This is a genomic window from Cupriavidus sp. SK-3 (assembly GCF_000611145.1).
GTDB lineage: Bacteria > Pseudomonadota > Gammaproteobacteria > Burkholderiales > Burkholderiaceae > Cupriavidus.
In genome coordinates this window covers 1-18,924 of sequence record NZ_JFJV02000201.1, presented here as the reverse complement: position 1 = coordinate 18,924, position 18,924 = coordinate 1, and the positions used below count along the sequence as shown (strand labels likewise).

The window sequence follows — 18,924 nt, the reverse complement described above, 5'->3', positions numbered from 1 at the left end:
GGAGGGGGCGGGGAGGGGCGTGTTCTTGCGCGGCAGCATCCAATGCCGCGGCACCAGGTCACATGGTGCCGCGGTGGGATACCAACTGCGGGTACTGCATCAGGCGTTGGCGCCGTCGGTGAAGGTATCCAGCTTGCCGGTGCGCGCGCCATCGGTGTAGGCATCGAAGGCGCGGGCCGGGGAGGCCGAGACACCCGTGCGCTCCAGGCCGGCGATGCGGGCGCCTTCGGTGAAGGTATCCAGCTTGCCGGTGCGGGCGCCATCGGTGTAGGCATCGAAGCCACGGGCCGGGGAGGCCGACACACCCGTGCGCTCCAGACCGGCGATGCGGGCGCCTTCGGTGAAGGTATCCAGCTTGCCGCTGCGGGCACCGTCGGTAAAGGTGTCGTGGGTGCGGAAGTCGTAGCCATACTTGTCGGCGGGCACCGCGGTGCGGAACTCGTAGCCGTACTTGTCGCCGGGGAGCAGGTCCCTGGCGGTGGCGGCGTGGGCGGCGCCGATGGCGGCGAACGACAGCACGAGGGTGGAAGCAAGCTTGAGGGCGATGGTCTTGGTCATGATGTTCTCCGGTTTCTTAAAATTCGTTGAATTTCATTGATTGTTCGTTGCATCTGCCAGAACGTTGCCTTGTTTGCTGCGCGCCGTTCATGTAACGAACTATAGGAGAGCCATCGGTGGCTATGACTTGATTTCTCAGGATGGATTGTTCAATATTTTTGAATTAGCGGGGCAGGCGCGTCGCGCGCTCGCCTCAAGCCCCGGGCTGGGCTACCCGGCTGGCGGCGATAAGCGCCGGCGCCACCATCTGCGCCAGCAGTCGCAAAGTCGCAACTTCCCCCTCCGTCCATACGCCGCGCGCCGCGAGGAAGTTAAAGGTGCCCACGCAACGGCCGTCCTCGCACACCGGCACATTGACTACCGCCGACAGGCCAAGGCCGCGGATCACGGCGATGTCGTCGAACACCGCCTCAAGCGCGGCGTCGCCTTCGCCCACGAAGACCTCGCCCTGATGCAGCACCCACCGCGTCCATGGCGTATCGGCCTTGCGCTTGCTGCCGCCCACGGGATAGGCGGCCTTGTCCGAGGACCACAGCCGCACCACTTCCGAACTGGCGCGCCGGTAGGCATTGATGGTGAGCAGGCCGGGGCCGAGCAGTGCGGCGGTGGCGTTGCCAATTGCCTCGAAGGCACTGGCGGGCCTGGTTGCGCGAGCCAGCGCGCCGCACAGCGAGGCGAGCAGTGGCGCAGGCAGCGACACAGTAGCGTGAGCGGGGGCGGCGGCAAGGTCAGGAACACGATCGGTCACAGCTTCACTCCCCCTTGATGCCGAGGTCGCGGATCAGCTTGCCGTAGCGGTCGGCATCGCGGCGCAGGATGGCGCCGAACTGCTGGGGCGTGGAGGTGGCGGTTTCCACGCCGATGGCGTTCATCTTCTCCTTCACTTCCGGCATCGACATGATCCTGTTGATTTCCTGGTTCAGACGCGTCACCAGAGCGGGCGGCATGCCGGCGGGGCCGAAGGCACCGTACCAGACGGACAGCTCATAGCCTGGCACGGTTTCCGCCACGGTCGGCACATTGGGCAGCAGCGGCGAGCGCTTGCTCTCGGTCACGGCGAGCAGGCGCAGTTTGCTGGCTTTGACGTGCGGCAGGGTTTGCGTGCCGGCGGAGAACAGCAATTGCGTCTGCCCGGCCACGGTATCGACCACGGCAGGCGCACCGCCCTTGTACGGCACGTGCAGCATCTGCACGCCGGCCATCTTCTCGAACAGTACTGCGCTCAGGTGGTTGGTGGACCCGGGGCCGGCGCTCGCGTAGGCGAGCTTGCCGGGATTGGCGCGCGCGTAAGCAATCAGCTCCTTGACGTTGTGTGCCGGCACCGACGGGTTGACCACCATGGTGTTGGTCACATAGGCGAGCAGGCCCAGTGGCGTGAAGTCTTCCACGCCGCGAAACGGCATGTTGGGCATCAGCGCGGGGTTCATCGCGTGCGTGCTCATGGAGCCGACCAGCAGGGTGTAGCCGTCGGGCTTGGCGCGCGCGACCATGGCCGAGCCGATGTTGCCGGATGCGCCGGGCTTGTTGTCGACAATCACCGGCTGGCCGAGGGAGCGGGTCAGGTGTTCGGAGAGTACGCGTGCCAGGATGTCGGTGGAGCCGCCGGCGGCCCACGGCACGATCAGGGTGATGGGCTTTTGCGGATAGGGATCGGCCGCGCCGGCCCCGGAGGCGGCGCAGAACAGCGAGAACGTGGCAAGGCCCAGCAGGCAGCGCTTCAAAACGGTTTTCATCTCTTCCTTCTCCGATTGCTATGCGAACCGCCTGATGCGATCCGGTTTGATTCGATTACTGCTTGCCTTGCCGGACCGCTGGTTTGCTCTGACGGCCCTCAACGCCCTCAACGCCCCACCGCATATCCCTGCATGCCCCGTGCATTGGCCCCGGCACGCAGCACCAGCCGGCCCTGCGCATCGCGCTCTCTGGTGCAGGCGGACATGCGGCCCTCCGACCACGGCTCTCCCACCTTCACCTCATGCCCACGCGCGCGCAACGCCGCGATGGTGTCTTCAGGCAGCCGCGATTCCACGCTGAGCCGGTTGAGGACCACCGAGCGTGGCCAGAAGGAGCCGGGAAAATGATCGATATGCCAGGCGGGCGCGTCGATGGCTTCCTGCAGGTTCATGCCGTGCACGGCGTGGCGCAGGAAGAAGGCGACGGACCATTGGTCCTGCTGGTCGCCGCCGGGCGTGCCGAACACCATGTAGGGCTCGCCGTCGCGCAGTGCCAGCGAAGGCGAGAGCGTGGTGCAGGGGCGCTTGCCCGGCGCCAGCGTGTTGGGCAGGCCGGGTTCGAGCCAGGTCATCTGCAGGCGGGTGTTGAGCGCGAAGCCAAGCTCGGGAATCACCGGGCTGGACGACAGCCAGCCGCCCGACGGCGTGGCGGCGACCATATTGCCGTGGCGGTCGATCACGTCGATGTGGCAGGTGTCGCCGACAAAGATCTCGCGCTCGGCCCACTCCGCTACCGGGGGCATCGCCGCGAAAGTGGGCTCGCCCACGCCGAAGCGCACATCGGCTTGCCGCAGCGTGCGTTCCGCCGCGCCGAGATCGGGCAGGCGGGGCGTGCGGCCCCCGACGGTGCCGGGCAGGATGTCGGGCGAGGCGCGCTCGCCAATCTGGCGCGCGCGCGCGGCCAGGTAGGCGGGATCGAGCAGGCCGGCCAGCGGCGCGTCGCCAAAGCGCGGGTCGCCGTACCACGCCAGGCGGTCGGCCATGGCCAGCTTGGCCGCCTCGGCGATGCGGTGGACGAACTCGGGCGAGGTGGGCGCGTGGGCGGCAAGATCGGCGTGGCGCAGCATGCCGATCTGCTGCAGGAAGGCGGGGCCCTGGCTCCAGATGCCGCACTTGGCTACCGTATAGCGGCCGAAATCCAGCGTGGCGGGCGCTTCCACCGTGGGCGTCCAGTCAGCCATGTCTTCATGGCGGAGCAGGCCCTTGTGGCGCTCGCCGGTGGTGTCGCGCACGGCCTGCGTGCGGCAGAAGCTGTCGATTTCCCTGGCGACGAAGCCGCGGTACCAGCAATCCAGCGCGGCGTCGATCTGCTGCTCGCGGGTGCCGCCGGCGGCCTCGGCCGTTTCCACAATGCGCGTATAGGTCCGGGCCACGCCAGGCGTCGCATGCAGGGTGCCGGGGCGCGGCACGCGGCCATCCGGCAGCCAGACATTGGCCGAGCTGTGCCACTCGTTCTGGAACAGCTCGCGCACCGCCAGGATGGCTTGCGAGATGCGCGGCACCAGCGGGAAGCCGTCGCGCGCATAGGCAATGGCGGGCGCCAGCACATCCGCCAGCGTCCAGGTGCCGTAGTCGCGCAGCATGGTGAGCCATGCGCCGAAGGCGCCAGGCACGGTGGCGGGTAACAGGCCGATGCCGGGCACCAGGTCCAGCCCCCTGGCGCGCATGGCGGCCGGGTCGGCCAGTGCCGGCGCGGGACCTTGGCCGCAGACGGAGCGCACCGCGCGTTCGCGCTCGCTCCACAGCAGGATCGGCACTTCGCCGCCCGGGCCGTTCAGGTGCGGCTCCACCACCTGCAGTACAAAGCCGCCGGCCACCGCCGCGTCGAAGGCATTGCCGCCGCGCTCCAGCACGCTCATGGCGGTTTGCGAGGCCAGCCAGTGGGTGGACGAGACCACGCCAAAGGTACCGACGATTTCCGGGCGGGTGGTGAACATGAAGGCTCCGTGGGGTCCGGGCAGGGCGGCGAAGGCAGCGCAAGCCGGAGGGGGGTGGTGCCTTGAAGTATAGGGTTATTGGATAACCGTTTGTCGCGTATTACTTATTGTTGTATGACGGATTGGTTATGCATAGAAATTCCCCAATCCTGCTGGAACGTAGATCCCGACGCTAAGCCGATCCCCTCGTCCGCCAGCTGCGGCACGATCTGCCGCGCCGTCAAGTTGACCATGCCCATCTTTACTACACTTCAGGACAGCGGACCCTGTCATTCGACGCATTGCCGGAAGCCTTGTTTGGTGGGTATCCATTGGCGCTGCGCTGGTAGCCGCCGAGCAAACGCCTGGAGAAGCGCTGGTTACGATACTTCACGCACGCCTACGGAAGTCGATACCCGGCGGGCATGCTCCCGTGCGCGCCACCAAGGAGCTTCAGGATGCCTGGGAATAGCCGGAAGCAGACCGATAACAGTGAACAGAAGCCAATTGCACTTGCCTTGCAGGGTGGCGGCATGCACGGTGCGTTCACGTGGGGCGTCCTCGACCGGCTACTCGAGGATCAGCGATTTACCATCGAAGGCGTCAGTGCAACGAGCGCGGGGGCGATGAATGCCGCCGTGCTCGCCCATGGCTTGCTGCAAGGCGGGCACGGGCAGGCGCGCCAGGCGCTCCACGATTTCTGGCTGGCGATCGCGCAATCGGCAGAGCGGTACAGCCCGTTGCGCTGGGTGCCATGGCTGAAAGGGACACATAGCTTTGGGCTGAACCACTCGCCCTTGTACGCCATGGCGGATATCGTTCTCCGTATCCTGTCGCCATACCAGTTCAATCCCAATAACTCGAATCCGCTCCGGGACGTGCTGGAGAAGCAGGTCGACTTTGCGGCATTACGCAAGCAATGCCCGATACAGCTTTTCCTGTGTGCGACCAATGTCGAGACTAGCAGGATACGCATCTTTTCAAGCGAAGACATTTGCATTGAGGGCGTGCTGGCTTCGGCCTGTCCGCCAACCCTGTTTCAGGCCGTGTCAATCGATGGCGAGTACTTTTGGGATGGCGGCTATGTGGGAAACCCGGCAATTTTCCCGCTGATCTATCACTGCAATACAAGCGATGTCGTGATTGTCCATATCAATCCGATCGTACGCCGTGGCGTGCCGACCACTGCGGCCGACATCCTCAATCGCGTCAATGAGGTAAGTTTCAACTCGTCGCTCATGCGAGAAATGCGCGCGATAGCCTTTGTGACTTCGCTCATCCAGCAAGGCAAGGTTGACCGGAGCGAGATGAAGGAAATGCTGATCCACTCCATCCGGTCTGATGAGACGATGAGCGCCCTCGGCGCGTCGAGCAAGTACAACGCCGACTGGGACTTCCTTTGCTTCCTGCGTGACAAGGGGAGGGCTGCGGCCGAGGCATGGATCGCGGAAAACTACGACAAGGTTGGCCAGCGCTCTAGCGTTGACATCAAAAAGGAATTCCTTTGAGGATGACGGCCGGGCAACCGGGAAGCGCTATGGTTTCAGGTCGGATCGTCCAGTAGTGCCTTGGCTTGCTGCCAGTCAGCCGTGTCGAAGCCCTCGCTGAAGGATCCATGGATCGGGGCAAGGGCCAGGCGCGCGGCGCTCATCTTTCCCTGCGTTCGCCATAGCCGGGCCAGGCTCAGCGCGGCCTGCAGCTCCAGTGACCTGGAACCCTGATGGCGGGCGACGGCGATTGCCTTGTGAAAGCAGGCTTCGGCTTCGTCGTGGCCAGTGAGCGTGCGGCATTGGAGTATCAACTCTCCCTTGACCCGATGCAGCGTCGCTTCGTCAAGCCGCTCTCCCGTGTCTTCCGTCAAGGCTAGCGCCTCGGCCAGCACGTCCAGCCCGGCCTGGAAGTCCCCGGCTCTCCCAAGGGCTTCAGCGAGCAGGGCCAGAAAGTTCGGCTTGCCCAGTGCCGCGCCGGTTGCCTCGTAAGCGGCGAGGCCCTGGCGTATTTCGGCAATCCCCTCTTCCAAACGGCCTTGTTCCGTCAGCGCCCAGCCTTGCAGAGCGGTTCCCCACGCCAGATAGATGGGAAAGCCCTCCTCGCCCGAGATCGCGATCGCGGCCTCTGCATACTCGCGGGTCAATTGCACCTCACGCCGACATTGGTGCACTTCGGCTGCGAAGACGAAGCAAAGCGCGAGGTTAAAGGCGTCGGGGCGCTTCCTGGCCAGAACCAATGCGTCCTGGCAGCGCGTGCGAGCCAGATCCGGCAGGCCCAGATACCACAGGATCCAACCCAGCGTGCTCGTGGCATGTACGGCCGGGTCTCGCCCGTACCCCAGAAGAAAATCGTATGCCGACGGATCCGGCCGTTGCAGTGACAGCACCGCCTCCATATGGGTGCGGGCCGTGCCGGGCTGGCCCAGGCGGAACGTGGTGGCGCCGAGTACACGATGCGCCTCCGCGAGCTGCCCGGGCTTCTGCGTCTCCTGAGCCATGGCAAGCAGCCGTTCCCCAAGCGGCAGCGCAACCGTGTACTGCGCCCGCAATTGGTAGAACGCCCACAGTCCTAGCTGCGCCGAAAAGAAACTAGGCGTTTGCCCACCCTGTTCGCACAATGCCAGCGCGCGCCTGAAAGTTGCTTCCACCTCGGGCGCGGCCTGACCCCGCGTGGCGATCAAGGCCGGTCCCAGCGTTAGCAGCAGTGTGAGTTCCTCGCGTGCGCGCTCGGGCGTGTCGGGCAGCCGCTCCAGCAGTTCCACGGCCGCGCCCAGGTGACGGATGGCTTCCATCTGGGCAGAACGCTGCAGGGCCTGCTCGCCGGCGCAGTGCAGGTACTTGACTGCCTTCGGGATGTTGCCGCTGTGGCTGTAATGATGTGCCAGCTCGCTGCAGTAGTCCTTTAGCCGACTCTGGAAAAGTGTCTCGATGGCCTCCGCGGTGCGCTCGTGCAGCGCGCTGCGCTGCTCGGTAAGCAGCGAGTTGCCGGCAACTTCCTGGGTGAGCGCGTGCTTGAAAGCGTACTCCACCTCCGGGAATACAGGTCGTTCATAAATGAAATCGCCAGCCTGCAGGGCGGCCAGAAGCGGGCGCAATTCGTCTTCAGCCAGCGCAGTGACATGCTGGATGAGACTCAACGGGAACTCCTTTCCGATCACGGCCAGGCTTTGCAGCAGTTCCTTCTGGACGAGCGGGAGCCGGTCGATGCGGGCGGCGAGCACGCCCTGGACGGTGGTGGGGATGTGCAGCGAGGTAGGCGCCCTCTCGATGCGGTAGCAGCCAGGCTGGCCAACCAGGGCATGCTCCTCAACCAGGGTCTGGACCACTTCCTCCATAAAGAACGGGTTGCCTTCCGTCTTGTCCAGGATCAGCCGTTTCAGGGGCGCGAGAGCGCGATCCTCGCCCAGCAGCGCGGTGAGCAGCCCCTGGGCTTCGGCCGGGCCCAGCGGCTCCAGATGCAGCTGGACGCAGTAGTTCCGGGAGCTCCAGTCATGGGAGTACTCCGGGCGGTAGTTGACGAGCAGGGCGATCCTCGCACCCGGCACATAGTCCAGGAGGATATTGAGGAAGGCCTCGGTTTCGCTGTCCAGCCATTGCAGGTCTTCGAACAGGAGTTCGAGAGGCTGGTTGAGGCTTTCGCGGACCAGCAGGCGTGCAACCGCTTCAAACGTGCGCTGCCGCCGGATGGCAGCGTCCATGGTCGGCAGTGCCGAGCCGGGCTCGACGGAGCCGAGCAGGTAGAGCAAATAGGGCAAATGGTCTTCCAGCGTCCTGTCGAGGGTAAGCAGTCTGCCCGTGACCTTCTCGCGGCAGCTTCGGTCGTTATCCTGCGGGGTGATCTGAAAATAATTTTTCAGGAGCTCGATCAGCGGGAGATAGGCGAAGGCCTTGCCGTGCGAAACCGAGAAGGTCTCCAGCACCATGCAGCCTTGCTGTGATCGTGCCTTGAACTCGTGGAACAGCCGCGATTTTCCTACCCCGGCGTCTCCCATCACCTCGGCGACCTGCCCATGCCCCGCCTTGGCCAGTTCCAGGACCTTGTGCAACGCCTCCATTTCGGCCTGGCGTCCCACAAAGCGCGCCAGGCCGCGATGCGCCGCCACTTGCAGGCGAGTGCGCAATGCGCCGAGGCCCAGCACCTCATACACCGCAAGCGGATCCCGGACGCCTTTTACGTGGGTCGTCCCCAGCGGCTTGAATTCGAAATACCCCTCGGTGAGCCTATGGGTCGACTCGCTGACAAGGATGGACGCCGGTGTGGCAACGCCTTCCATGCGCGAGGCGATGTGGATTGTGTGCCCCACGGGATCGTAGTCCGTGTGCAGATCGTCCTTGCGGATCGAGCGCACCAACACCTCACCCGTGTGGATTCCGACGCGGATCTGAAGCGGTATGCCCTGATCCAGACGCACCCGGTCACTGTGGCGACGCATTGCCTCCTGCATGCGCAGCGCCGCATATAAAGCCCGCAGGGCATGATCCTCATGGGCAATGGGAGCGCCGAACAGAGCGAGAATGCCGTCACCCAGGAACTTGGCTACGTAGCCCTCATAGTGGTGCACGGCATCCATCATCAGCGTCACCACGGGGTCGATCAGGCGACGCGCCTCTTCCGGGTCCAGGTCCTGGATCAACGCCGTCGAACCAGCCATATCGGCGAACAGCGCCGTGATGGTCTTGCGCTCGCCGGCCGTTCCGCCCCTGGCTTCCATGGCCGCCTGCTCCGCCCGGATGCGCTCGGCCAGATGGGGCGGCGTGTAGTGGACAGGGGCCGAAGCGGCGGCCGCAGGCACTGGAAGCGCCGCCGCTGACGGGGAGTCATCCAGGGGCGAGCCACATCCGCGGCAGAACTTCGCCGCAGGACCGGATTCCTCGCCACAGCGCGGGCAGATCCGCGCAAGCCGGGCCCCGCACTGCTCGCAGAAGTTAGCCTGCGCGAGGTTCGCGAACCCGCAATTTGTGCAGCGCATTACCCCTCCTGACTGGCATCGCCTGCCTCGGATCATTAGACGCGCCATTGGCCGCCTTAGCAAGTTCAGGGCGCATCGTGGTGGCGCTAGTAGAATCAACGGCTTGCAAGACGCTCAGGTCCAGGACTCTAATTGCCGTCCCCAGTCGACAAACTTCAGCACAACCTCATCTCCCGCCTGCGCCTCAAGCATCTGGCGCTGCTGCTGGCGCTGGACCGTCAGCGCTCGGTGTCGCGCGTCGCGGCCGAGATGGACCTGACCCAGCCCGCCGTGACCAAGGCGCTGCGGGAGATCGAGGAGATCTTCATGGTGCCGCTGTTCGCGCGCTCGCGGCGGGGGCTGGCGCCTACCGGGACCGGCGCGGCCGTGCTGGCGCATGCGCGGCTGGCGATGGCGGATACGGAGGCGCTGGGGCGGGAACTGGCGGTGATCGGTGCCGGCCTGCACGGGCGGCTGCGCATCGGCGTGATTCCGTATGTGGCTCCGGTGGTACTGGATGCGGCCTGCTCGCACGGCTTGCAACAGCAGCCGCGCGTGGCGGTGCTGGTGCGCGAGGGCACCACGGACGAACTGGTGGCTGCGCTGCGCGCGCACGAACTGGATTGCGTGATCGCGCGGTCCTTCTACGCACCGGGCGACGACATCGTGCAGACGCCGCTTTACCGCGAGGAACCCGCGCTGGTGGTGCCAGTGGCCGCCGCGGCGCGGCTGGCGCGCGGCAAGCTGGACTGGCCGCGCCTGGCCGCGCTGGACTGGATTTTGCCGCCCTCGCATACGCCGATCCGCCGCACCATCAATACCTTGTTCGCCACCGCCGGCGCGGTGCCGCCGACGCCGATGGTGGAGACGTATTCGATCAAGACCATCGCCACACTGATGCGCAACCAGCCACGCGCCATCACCATCGTGCCGCGCGCGGTGGCTGCCGAACTGGCGGCCAGCGGCAGCGCCGCGGTCTTGCCGCATACGTTGACGTGGGATCTGCCGGCGGTGGGCGCAATGTGGCTGCGCCGTACGGAACACAGCGAGCCGCTGCTGGCGCTGGTGCGTGCGTTGCAGCAGGCGGTGGGGGTGAAAAGCTGAAGGGCTGAGGGGCTGAGGGGCTGAGGCCGGACCCGAAGCGCAAGCGGCCGGCTGCGTCCTTCAAAGCGCGCAGCCGGCACAGCCAGGCGGGTTGCAGGCCATTGCGGCCTGCTTATCCGATGATCTCAAACTCCTTGAAATACTCTTCGTTGAGCGTCAGCCCCAGCCCTGGCAAGTTGTCGTCAAGCTGCAGGTAGCCCTTGTCCGGCGCCGGGTCGCCCTTGAAGATGTAGTAGAACAGCTCGTTGCCCACCTCCACGTCGTGCACCGGGAAGTACTCGGACATCGGCGAAGCGGTCGAGGCCATGGTGAGGTGGTAGTTGTGCATCTGGCCCGCGTGCGGGATCACCGGCACCGACCAGGCTTCGGCCATGGCATTGATCTTCTGCGCGGCGGTGATGCCGCCCACGCGGTTGGTGTCGTACTGGATCACGTCCACCGCGCGGCGTTCCAGCAGGTCCTTGAAACCGTAGGAGGTGAATTCGTGCTCGCCGCCGGAGATGGGGAACGGGCTCATCTTCTTCAGCTCGGCATAGCCTTCGATGTCGTCGGCGATCACCGGTTCTTCCAGCCAGCGCGGATTGAATTCGGCCAGGCGCGGCAGCATGCGGCGCGCGTATTCGAGCGTCCAGCCCATATAGCATTCGAGCATGATGTCGACACTGTCGCCCACCAGTTCGCGCAGCAGGCGCACCTGCTCGATGTTCTTCTGCATGCCGGCGGGGCCGTCCTTGGGACCATAGCCAAAGCGCATCTTCATCGCCGTGAAGCCCTGGTCGAGATAGCCCTGCGCTTCGGCCAGGAAGGCGTCGCGGTCATCGTTGTTGTAGAGCTTGGAGGCGTAGCACCAGATCTTTTCCTTGGTGCGCCCGCCCAGCAGCTTGAACACCGGCTTGCCCACGGCCTTGCCCATCAGGTCCCACAGCGCGATGTCCACCGCCGAAATCGCTGCCATGCCGATGCCCTTGCGGCCCCAGGCATGCGTGCGGCGGTACATCTTCTGCCACAGGTACTCGTTGTCGAACGGGTCCTGGCCGATCACGATCGGGGCCAGGTACTGGTCGACGATTTCCTTGGCCACGCGCGGCGCAAGCGCGCAGTTGCCGATGCCGACCAGGCCGGTATCGGTTTCCACTTCCACCACCAGCCAGCCGTGGAAGCGGAACGAGCCCATGGCGTCGCCACGTTCGAACAGGATGTCGGTGGCATTGGTGCAGAAGTGCGCTTGCGGGGGCACGGTCTTGCCCTTCCATTCAAAGACACGGGCGCGGACGTTGGTGATTTTCAAGATAGTCTCCGTTGGATAATGGCCGGTGGCGGGCGGCAGGCTCAGGGGGCTGCGCGCTGGCTGCCCATCTGGCAGGCGATGCGGAAGGCTTGCAGCGTGGCGCCGAGGTCGGCGCGGCCTTGCTGCGTGATGTCGAAAGCGGTGCCGTGGGCCGGCGTGGTGATCGGCACCGGCAGGCCGCCCTGCACGGTGACGCCGCGCGAGAAGCCCATCAGCTTGATGCCGATCTGGCCCTGGTCGTGATACATCGTGACGATGGCGTCGAACTGCCTTTGCTGGGGACTGCCCTGCACCTTGAGGAAAATGGTGTCGGCGGGGAAGGGGCCATCCGCCGCCACGCCGCGTGCCTGCGCATCGGCGACCGCCGGTGCGATGAAGTCGATCTCCTCGCGGCCGAAGGCGCCGTTGTCGCCGTTGTGCGGGTTGAGGCCGCACACGGCAATGCGCGGGCGAGCCATGCCGGCCCCGCGCAGGGCCTGGTCGATCAGGTCGATGGCGGCGCCCACGCTGTCGCGGTTGATCATGGCGGGCACGTCCTTGAGCGCGACGTGGGAAGTCACGCGGGAGGTCCACAGGCCGTCGAGCACATTGAACTCGCAGAAAGCGCCGTCGTAGCCGAGCTTCTCGGCGAACCAGTGCAGCTCATCGTTGTGCCCCATGCCGGCGGCGTGCAGCGAGCTTTTGTTGAGCGGGCCGAACAGGATGGCGTCGGCCTTGCCCGCCTGCGCGAGCTCCAGCGCCACGGCCAGGGTGCCAAGGCTGTAGCGGCCGCCTTCCGCGCTGGCCACGCCGCGCGGGTAGGCGGGTTTGCCGTCGAGCTGCCAGTGGAACAGGCGCGGGGCGCTGGCGTCGCCGCCGCCGGCAAAAGAGAGCGAATCGGTTTCGCGCAGCGCGATATCCACGCCGGCCACCTGCATGCCGTGGCGCCATTCGTCGCGGTCGGCGATCAGCAGGATGTCGGCCTGCGCCGCGGTGGCAGGGTCGGCCAGCAGCCTGGCGATCAGTTCGGGGCCGATGCCGGCGGGGTCGCCGAGCACCATGGCGATTCGGGGTCGTTGGGTCATGGGAGTCTTGAGGGAAAGGGATTCAGTCCAGCCTGATCAGTCCAGCCTGATCAGTCCAGCTTGATCAGTCCAGCTTGACGCCGAGTTCGGCGATCAGCTTGCCGTAGCGCGCATATTCGGCGCGCGAGAAGGCATCGAACTGGGTGGCGGTGAGCGTGCCCGGCAACGCGCCCACATCATTGAGACGGCGCACGGTGTCGGGATCCTTGAGTATGGTGGCCAGCGCCGCGCTCAGCTTTTGCAGCGTGGCGGGCGGCGTGCCGGCCGGGGCGTAGACCCCGTACCAGGCATTCATCTGGATGCCGGGCACGCCGGCTTCGGCCAGCGTGGGTACGTTAGGCAGCAGCGCCGAGCGCTGGTCGGCGGTGACCGCCAGCGCGCGCAGCTTGCCGGCCTTGATGTGGTTGATGACGGAGGGCATGGTCTCGAAGCTCATGTCGACCTGGCCGCCCATCAGGTCCACCAGCGCGCTGCTGCTGCTCTTGTATGGCACGTGCAGCAGCTTGCCGTGGATCTGGCGGGCAAACGCCGCGCCGGCCAGGTGCTGGGTGCTGCCGACGCCGGACGAGCTGTAGCGGAACTTGTCCGGATTGGCCTGGATCTGCGCCACCAGCGCTTTGACGTCTTGCGCCGGCACCTGGTTGTTGACCACCAGGACATTGGGCACCGACGACACCAGGCCCACCGGCGCCAGGTCCTTGAGCGGGTTGAACTGCAGCTTGAGCAGGTGGGGCGCGATGGCCTGGGAGGTGACCACGCCCATCAGCAGCGTGTTGCCGTCCGGCGCCGCCTTGGCGGTGATGTCGGCGGCGATCGTGTTGGAGGCGCCAGGCCGGTTGTCCACCACGACCGGTTGCTTGAGGATGGCGGCCAGCTTGTCGGAGACGATGCGCGCCATCACGTCGGTGCCGCCGCCCGGCGCCGCGCCTACCATCATCCGTACGGGGCGGGTGTCCTGCGCGTGGGCGCCGGTTGCCATGGCGGCTGCCAGTCCCATCACGCCGGCGAAGGCGCCGGTCATCCATCGTTTCATTGTTGTCTCCATGTCTTGTTATGGGCCTGCGCCGGAGCGCGGATGGGGCAACTATAAGGATGGGAGCGATGCGTGACTACTGATGTTTATTGAATGGGTGATTACTTTCAGGAATACCTCGCGGCGGATGCCAGGCGCCGCTCAGGATTCCGCCTGCCCGCCGCGGAGCAGCTTGATCAACTGCGCCGCGGCGGCGGAAAGCGTGCCCCCGCGCCGGGTCACGACCCCAAAGGTCTGCTGCCGGGACCGCATCGTCACCGGCAGGATGCGCAGCATCTTTTGCCGGGCGAACAGTTCGGCCACGCTGGTCGGCAGCAGCGAGACCAGTTTTGCGCTGCGCTGCAGCAAGGCCACGGTGACAAAGCTGGAGGAGGTCGTGATCGCATTCGCCGGCATGCCCACGCCAGCCATGTCCAACTCGCGCTGCAGCAACTCGTGCATCGGCATCTGGCCGGGGTAGACGATCCACCGATAGCCGGCCAGGTCGGCAAAGGTGAGCGTCCTGGCGCGCGGCGCGGCATGGCTGTAGCCCACCACGGCCGAGATCGGTTCATCGCCAATCGCCTGGTAGTGGTACCTGGCGGGCTGGTCGCTTACCAGCGCGCGCCCGATGACCAGGTCCAGGCGGCCGTCGTCCAGCAGCGTGAGCATGCGCAGGCTGGTGTCTTCGACGATTTCGATGGACAGGTTCGGCTGTTCGTCCTGCATGGTCTCCAGCGCCGGCACCAGCACATCCGGCACCGCGCCCATGATGGCGCCGACGGCCAGGTGGCCGCCCTTGCCGGAACGGATCTCGGCCATGTCCTGGCACAAGGCGGTGAGATCCGTCGCCAGCAGCCGCGCGTAGCGGATCACGCAGTGGCCGAACTGGTTTGGCCGCATGCCGGTCTTGGAGCGCTCGAACAGCGGCGCGTCCAGCATGCCTTCCAGTTCCTGCAAGGCCTTGCTGGCTGCCGACTGTGTCATGGCCATGGCCGACGCGGCCTGGTGCAGGGATTTGTGGTCGTCCAGCGCGATCAGCAATTGCAGTTGCTTCATGCGCAGGCGGGACATCAGAACGTCAAGCGTGGCCTTCATGGGAACCTGGGGCGGAAGCTGCGTGAGTCGCAAAAGCGATCACGAGATGGAAAGGTTTCAATATACATCGCGGCCTGGCGCACCGTATATTGCTTCCCTGTCACAAGCCCCCCGACGCGGGGCTCCGGCCGGACCCGGCGCCGCCGGCAAGAACAAGGAGGAGAGACCATGAACATGCCCAAAGCCAATGCCGTCTACCGTGGTGTATTCCCGGTGGCACCCACCATCTTCGACGAACAAGGTGGCCTTGACCTCGACGGCCAGCGCCGCTGCATCGATTTCATGATCGACGCCGGCTCCGACGGCATCTGCATCCTGGCGAATTTCTCCGAGCAGTTCGTGCTGACCGACGACGAGCGCAGCCTGCTGATGACGACCGTGCTGGACCATGTGGCCGGCCGCGTCCCGGTGATCGTCACCACCACGCACTTCAGCTCGCGCATCTGCGCCGCGCGCAGCCGCGCCGCGCAGGACGCCGGCGCCGCCATGGTGATGGTGATGCCGCCGTATCACGGCGCCACCATCCGCGTGCCGGAGCGCGCCATCCACGACTTTTTTGCCACGGTGTCCGACGCGATCGACATCCCCATCATGATCCAGGATGCGCCCGTGAGCGGCACCACGCTGTCGGCCCCGTTCCTGGCCCGCATGGCGAAGGAGATCGCCAATGTGTCGTACTTCAAGATCGAAGTGCCGCAGTCCGCGGCCAAGTTGCGCGAACTGATCGAACTTGGCGGCGACGCCATCGTGGGCCCTTGGGATGGCGAAGAGGCCATCACGCTGATGGCCGACCTGGATGCGGGCGCCACCGGCGCAATGACCGGCGCGGGCTTCCCCGACGGCATCCGCAGGATCGTGGATGCCTACCAGGCCGGCGACACGGAGCTCGCCGCGCAGCACTACCAGCAATGGCTGCCGCTGATCAACTACGAGAACCGCCAAGGCTGGCTGGCGACGGCAAAGGTGCTGATGAAGGAGGGCGGCGTGATTGCTTCCGACGCCGTGCGCCACCCCTTGCAGCCGATGCACCCGGCCACGCGCGCCGGTTTGCTGAAGATCGCGCGCAGGCTCGATCCGCTGGTGCTGCGCTGGGGCAGGTGAGCGGCTGGCAAGCATTGGACAACTGGCGGCGCCGCCAACGCGCCGCCTTTTCATTTCAAGGACAGAGCATGAATATCTCAGGCGAACTGCTGATCGGGCGCCAGTCGGTGCGCGGCACCCATGGCGAGATCCGGGCTGTCGATCCGGCGACAGGGGAAACGCTGGGACCGGCCTTCGGCGGTGCCACGCCGCAGCAGCTGGAGCAGGCTTGCGCGCTGGCCGCGCAGGCCTTCGACGTCTACCGCGAAACCTCGCTCGAACAACGCGCCGCGTTCCTGGAGAAGATCGCCGCCAGCATCCTTGAGCTTGGCGACGCGCTGATCGAGCGCTGCGTCAGCGAGAGTGGCCTGCCGCGTGCCCGGATAGAAGGCGAGCGCGGGCGCACCGTGGGCCAGCTCCGCCTGTTTGCCGCCGTGGTGCGGCAAGGGGATTTCCTCGATTTGCGCATCGATCCCGCGCAGCCGGAGCGCAAGCCGCTGCCGCGCGTGGACCTGCGCCTGCGCAATATCGCGCTGGGGCCGGTGGCCGTGTTCGGCGCCAGCAATTTCCCGCTGGCGTTCTCCGTGGCCGGTGGCGATACCGCATCGGCGCTGGCAGCCGGCTGCCCGGTTATCGTCAAGGCGCATCCGGCCCATCCCGGCACATCGGAACTGGTTGGCCGCGCGATCCGGAAGGCCGTGGACGAATCGGGATTGCCCGAGGGAACGTTCTCCCTGCTGTTCGATTCCGGCCTGCAGATCGGCCAGGGGCTGGTGAGCGATCACCGCATCAAGGCGGTCGGCTTCACCGGCTCGCGCGCCGGCGGCACCGCGTTGATGCAACTGGCCGCGGCCCGCGCCGAGCCGATCCCGGTCTACGCGGAAATGAGCAGTATCAACCCGGTGCTGTTGTTCCCGCACGCGCTGGGCAGCCGTGCCGACGCCATCGGCAAGGCCTTCGCCGCCTCGCTGATGCTCGGCTCGGGCCAGTTCTGCACCAATCCGGGCCTGGTGCTGGCGGTGGAGGGGCCGGATCTCGATCGTTTCCTGGCGGCGGCCGAAGCGGCGATCGCGCAAGCCCCGGCGTCGACCATGCTGACTCCGGGCATCCACCGGGCATACGGCGCCGGCGTCGAAGGCCTTGGTTGCCATCCGCAGGTCAGCACCATTGCGCGCGGCCAGGCCGGCGCGCAATACCAGGGGCAGGCGGCGCTGTTCTCGACCACCGCCGGGGCCTTCCTCGCACACGAAGCACTGCGCGCGGAAATCTTCGGCGCGGCGTCGCTGGTGGTGCGGTGCGCCGACCTGGCCGCCATGCGGCGCGTGGTGGAAGCCCTGGAGGGGCAACTGACCGCGGCCATCCATATCGATGAAGCCGACTACGATGCCGCGCGCGGCTTCCTGCCCGCGCTGGAGCGCCGCGTCGGCCGGATCCTCGTCAATGGCTTTGGCACGGGGGTGGAGGTGAGTCATGCGATGGTGCATGGCGGACCGTATCCTTCCACCTCGGACGGCCGCTCCACGTCGGTCGGGAGCCTGGCCATCGCGCGCTTCCTCCGGCCCGTGTGCTACCAGGACATGCCTGCCGCCTTGCTGCCGCAGGCGCTGCGCACCGCCAATCCGCTCGGGCTTGCGGTGCGGGTGGATGGGGAGGCACAGGCCGGGCGACAAGCGCTTTAACCGGCCTGGTTCCAGGCGCGCAGGCGTAAGCGTGGCGCGGGAGCTGGCCGGCGCCGCGGCTTCCCCGCGAGACCTTACTTCACGAAGCCGAGCACCTCGCGGAAGCGTTCGTGCCGGCTCGTCCGCATCCATTCGAAGGCAATCATCTCGACCGTGGCCGCGGTGGCCCCGTCCCTGCGCATCCTGTCGATGGCCGCGTCGCGGCTGGAGGCCTTGCGCGAGCCGATGGCATCCAGCACGACGGTCACGCTCAGTCCGTGGCCGAGCAGCCCGGTAACCGTCTGGAAAACGCAGACGTGGGCTTCGCAGCCGGCTACCACCACGTGCTTCCGCCCGGCAGGCAGTGCGTCGAGCAAGCCGTCCTGGCAGCCATCGAAATGGTCTTTGGCCACGGTCTGATCGCATAGCCGCCTGATCTCGACGAGATTCCCGCCCAGGCTGCCGGGGCTTTGCTCGGTGCCGATCACCGGCACGCCCAGTACCCGCGCGATATTGGCCAGGCGCACGGCTTCCGTTACGACGCGATCGCTTTCATGGATCGCGGGCATCAGGCGGGCCTGGAGGTCCACCAGCACCAGAACAGATTCAGCGGCGTTGTGCAGCATGCGCATTCCCTTTGTGAGTTGGTGTGGCAAGCGCTTCCTCTTCCTGCATGCGATGCCCGGATGGAACCATAGCAGGCTCAAGCTGCATCATCGCGCCTGGATGGGACTTCAGGCAAATCGATCATGACCGGCGCGCCGGGCACCGTGCAGCCTTGCGAGCAGCATTTGCCGGGTTGCGTGTTGCGCGTGATCGCGCGATCCGGATCGTCCGTCAGCCCGCGCGCCAGCAACCGTTCGACCAGCTGCACCTTAGAGCCGACAGGATAGTGCCTGTAGATCTCCCGCTTCATCGCTTCCGGCGAGCCGCCGCCATGCAGGCTGATGACCGAGTACCAGCCGCCCTGATAGAACGCCGTCAGGTCTTCGATGAACCGGGCCGTCTCGATGCGTCTGGCGTACGGCACATCGGGATTGGCCCGCAGGACATCCTGTAGCGTTGCCGCGGTGAGCGGCTTGTGATCTTCGTCGGGGCCCGGCAGCGCAACGATCAGCCCGCCCGATACATAGTGGGCGATCTTGTGCATGTCGTAGATCTGCGTGGCCAGCAGCGGCTTGCCGATGTTCGCGAAAACCGGGTCCGGCACGAAACTCTGCGCCGCCACGTCCTGCGTGGCATAGACGGACGCGGCGACGCCGCAGGCGTAGAAGCCTTCCGTGATCTTGATCAGTTCCACCATATGATCGCGCAGGTGCGATTCCTCGCCGGGGTCGAAGCCGTTGGCCTCGCACATCAACGCGCCCGCGCCGATCAGCAGGTCGCCAAAGCCGGCCCGCGCGCCGATGCAACTGTGGCGGTGATGCGTGGCGTAGTTGTACGTCATCAGATTAGCTCCGAGAAACCTCGCCAT

General features: G+C 66.1%; 15 protein-coding genes. 4 read left to right on the top strand and 11 right to left on the bottom strand.

Annotated features, from left to right (window positions below; translation table 11 throughout):
• Positions 1–99: 99 nt before the first annotated feature.
• The 4 genes from CF70_RS19550 to CF70_RS19535 all read right to left on the bottom strand — a co-directional run bounded on the left by CF70_RS19550 (position 100) and on the right by CF70_RS19535 (position 4,228).
• Positions 100–558, bottom strand: coding sequence for a hypothetical protein (locus tag CF70_RS19550; RefSeq protein WP_035868161.1), 459 nt, complete (start codon positions 556–558; stop codon positions 100–102).
• A gap of 193 nt (positions 559–751) precedes the next feature.
• Positions 752–1,306 carry a GAF domain-containing protein gene (locus CF70_RS19545; RefSeq protein ID WP_081862247.1) on the bottom strand — a complete coding sequence of 185 codons (555 nt, stop codon included), beginning with the start codon at positions 1,304–1,306 and terminating at the stop codon, positions 752–754.
• A gap of 4 nt (positions 1,307–1,310) precedes the next feature.
• A complete protein-coding gene (locus CF70_RS19540) occupies positions 1,311–2,291 on the bottom strand; it encodes a Bug family tripartite tricarboxylate transporter substrate binding protein (RefSeq protein WP_035868157.1) in 981 nt (326 codons plus the stop codon).
• A gap of 107 nt (positions 2,292–2,398) precedes the next feature.
• Entirely contained in the window at positions 2,399–4,228 is a 1,830-nt protein-coding gene (locus tag CF70_RS19535) for a gamma-glutamyltransferase family protein (protein WP_035868155.1), read from the bottom strand.
• Positions 4,229–4,665: 437 nt separating this feature from the next.
• Between CF70_RS19535 and CF70_RS19530 the strand changes: the two genes are divergently transcribed.
• A complete protein-coding gene (locus CF70_RS19530) occupies positions 4,666–5,715 on the top strand; it encodes a patatin-like phospholipase family protein (protein WP_035868152.1) in 1,050 nt (349 codons plus the stop codon).
• 35 nt (positions 5,716–5,750) lie between these two features.
• Here the strand turns inward: CF70_RS19530 and CF70_RS19525 are convergent, their stop codons facing one another.
• Positions 5,751–9,167 carry an adenylate/guanylate cyclase domain-containing protein gene (locus CF70_RS19525; protein ID WP_035868150.1) on the bottom strand — a complete coding sequence of 1,139 codons (3,417 nt, stop codon included), beginning with the start codon at positions 9,165–9,167 and terminating at the stop codon, positions 5,751–5,753.
• Positions 9,168–9,299: 132 nt separating this feature from the next.
• On the opposite strand from CF70_RS19525, the gene CF70_RS19520 reads away from it, so the two are divergent.
• The gene (locus CF70_RS19520; protein WP_035868147.1) at positions 9,300–10,250 is read left to right on the top strand and encodes a LysR family transcriptional regulator; all 951 of its coding nucleotides are present in this window, start codon (positions 9,300–9,302) and stop codon (positions 10,248–10,250) included.
• A gap of 112 nt (positions 10,251–10,362) precedes the next feature.
• On the opposite strand, the gene CF70_RS19515 is transcribed toward CF70_RS19520, so the two are convergent.
• The 4 genes from CF70_RS19515 to CF70_RS19500 form a co-directional block, all read right to left on the bottom strand.
• Complete coding sequence (locus tag CF70_RS19515) at positions 10,363–11,538, bottom strand: L-rhamnonate dehydratase (RefSeq protein ID WP_035868145.1); 1,176 nt, start codon at positions 11,536–11,538, stop codon at positions 10,363–10,365.
• A 41-nt stretch (positions 11,539–11,579) separates the two neighbouring features.
• On the bottom strand, positions 11,580–12,602 hold the full coding sequence (locus CF70_RS19510; protein ID WP_035868143.1) for a 4-hydroxythreonine-4-phosphate dehydrogenase PdxA: 1,023 nt from the start codon (positions 12,600–12,602) through the stop codon (positions 11,580–11,582).
• A gap of 64 nt (positions 12,603–12,666) precedes the next feature.
• Complete coding sequence (locus CF70_RS19505) at positions 12,667–13,635, bottom strand: Bug family tripartite tricarboxylate transporter substrate binding protein (RefSeq protein WP_035868140.1); 969 nt, start codon at positions 13,633–13,635, stop codon at positions 12,667–12,669.
• Between the two features lie 141 nt (positions 13,636–13,776).
• The gene (locus tag CF70_RS19500; protein WP_035868139.1) at positions 13,777–14,712 is read right to left on the bottom strand and encodes a LysR family transcriptional regulator; all 936 of its coding nucleotides are present in this window, start codon (positions 14,710–14,712) and stop codon (positions 13,777–13,779) included.
• Positions 14,713–14,880: 168 nt separating this feature from the next.
• On the opposite strand from CF70_RS19500, the gene CF70_RS19495 reads away from it, so the two are divergent.
• On the top strand, positions 14,881–15,813 hold the full coding sequence (locus tag CF70_RS19495) for a dihydrodipicolinate synthase family protein (RefSeq protein WP_035868136.1): 933 nt from the start codon (positions 14,881–14,883) through the stop codon (positions 15,811–15,813).
• 68 nt (positions 15,814–15,881) lie between these two features.
• Entirely contained in the window at positions 15,882–17,471 is a 1,590-nt protein-coding gene (locus CF70_RS19490) for an aldehyde dehydrogenase (NADP(+)) (RefSeq protein ID WP_035868167.1), read from the top strand.
• Between the two features lie 74 nt (positions 17,472–17,545).
• Here the strand turns inward: CF70_RS19490 and CF70_RS19485 are convergent, their stop codons facing one another.
• Both CF70_RS19485 and CF70_RS19480 read right to left on the bottom strand, forming a co-directional pair.
• Positions 17,546–18,076 carry an isochorismatase family protein gene (locus CF70_RS19485; protein ID WP_035868164.1) on the bottom strand — a complete coding sequence of 177 codons (531 nt, stop codon included), beginning with the start codon at positions 18,074–18,076 and terminating at the stop codon, positions 17,546–17,548.
• A 77-nt stretch (positions 18,077–18,153) separates the two neighbouring features.
• On the bottom strand, positions 18,154–18,924 hold a 771-nt coding region (locus tag CF70_RS19480), incomplete at its 5' end, for a 4-hydroxyphenylacetate 3-hydroxylase C-terminal domain-containing protein (protein ID WP_035868133.1).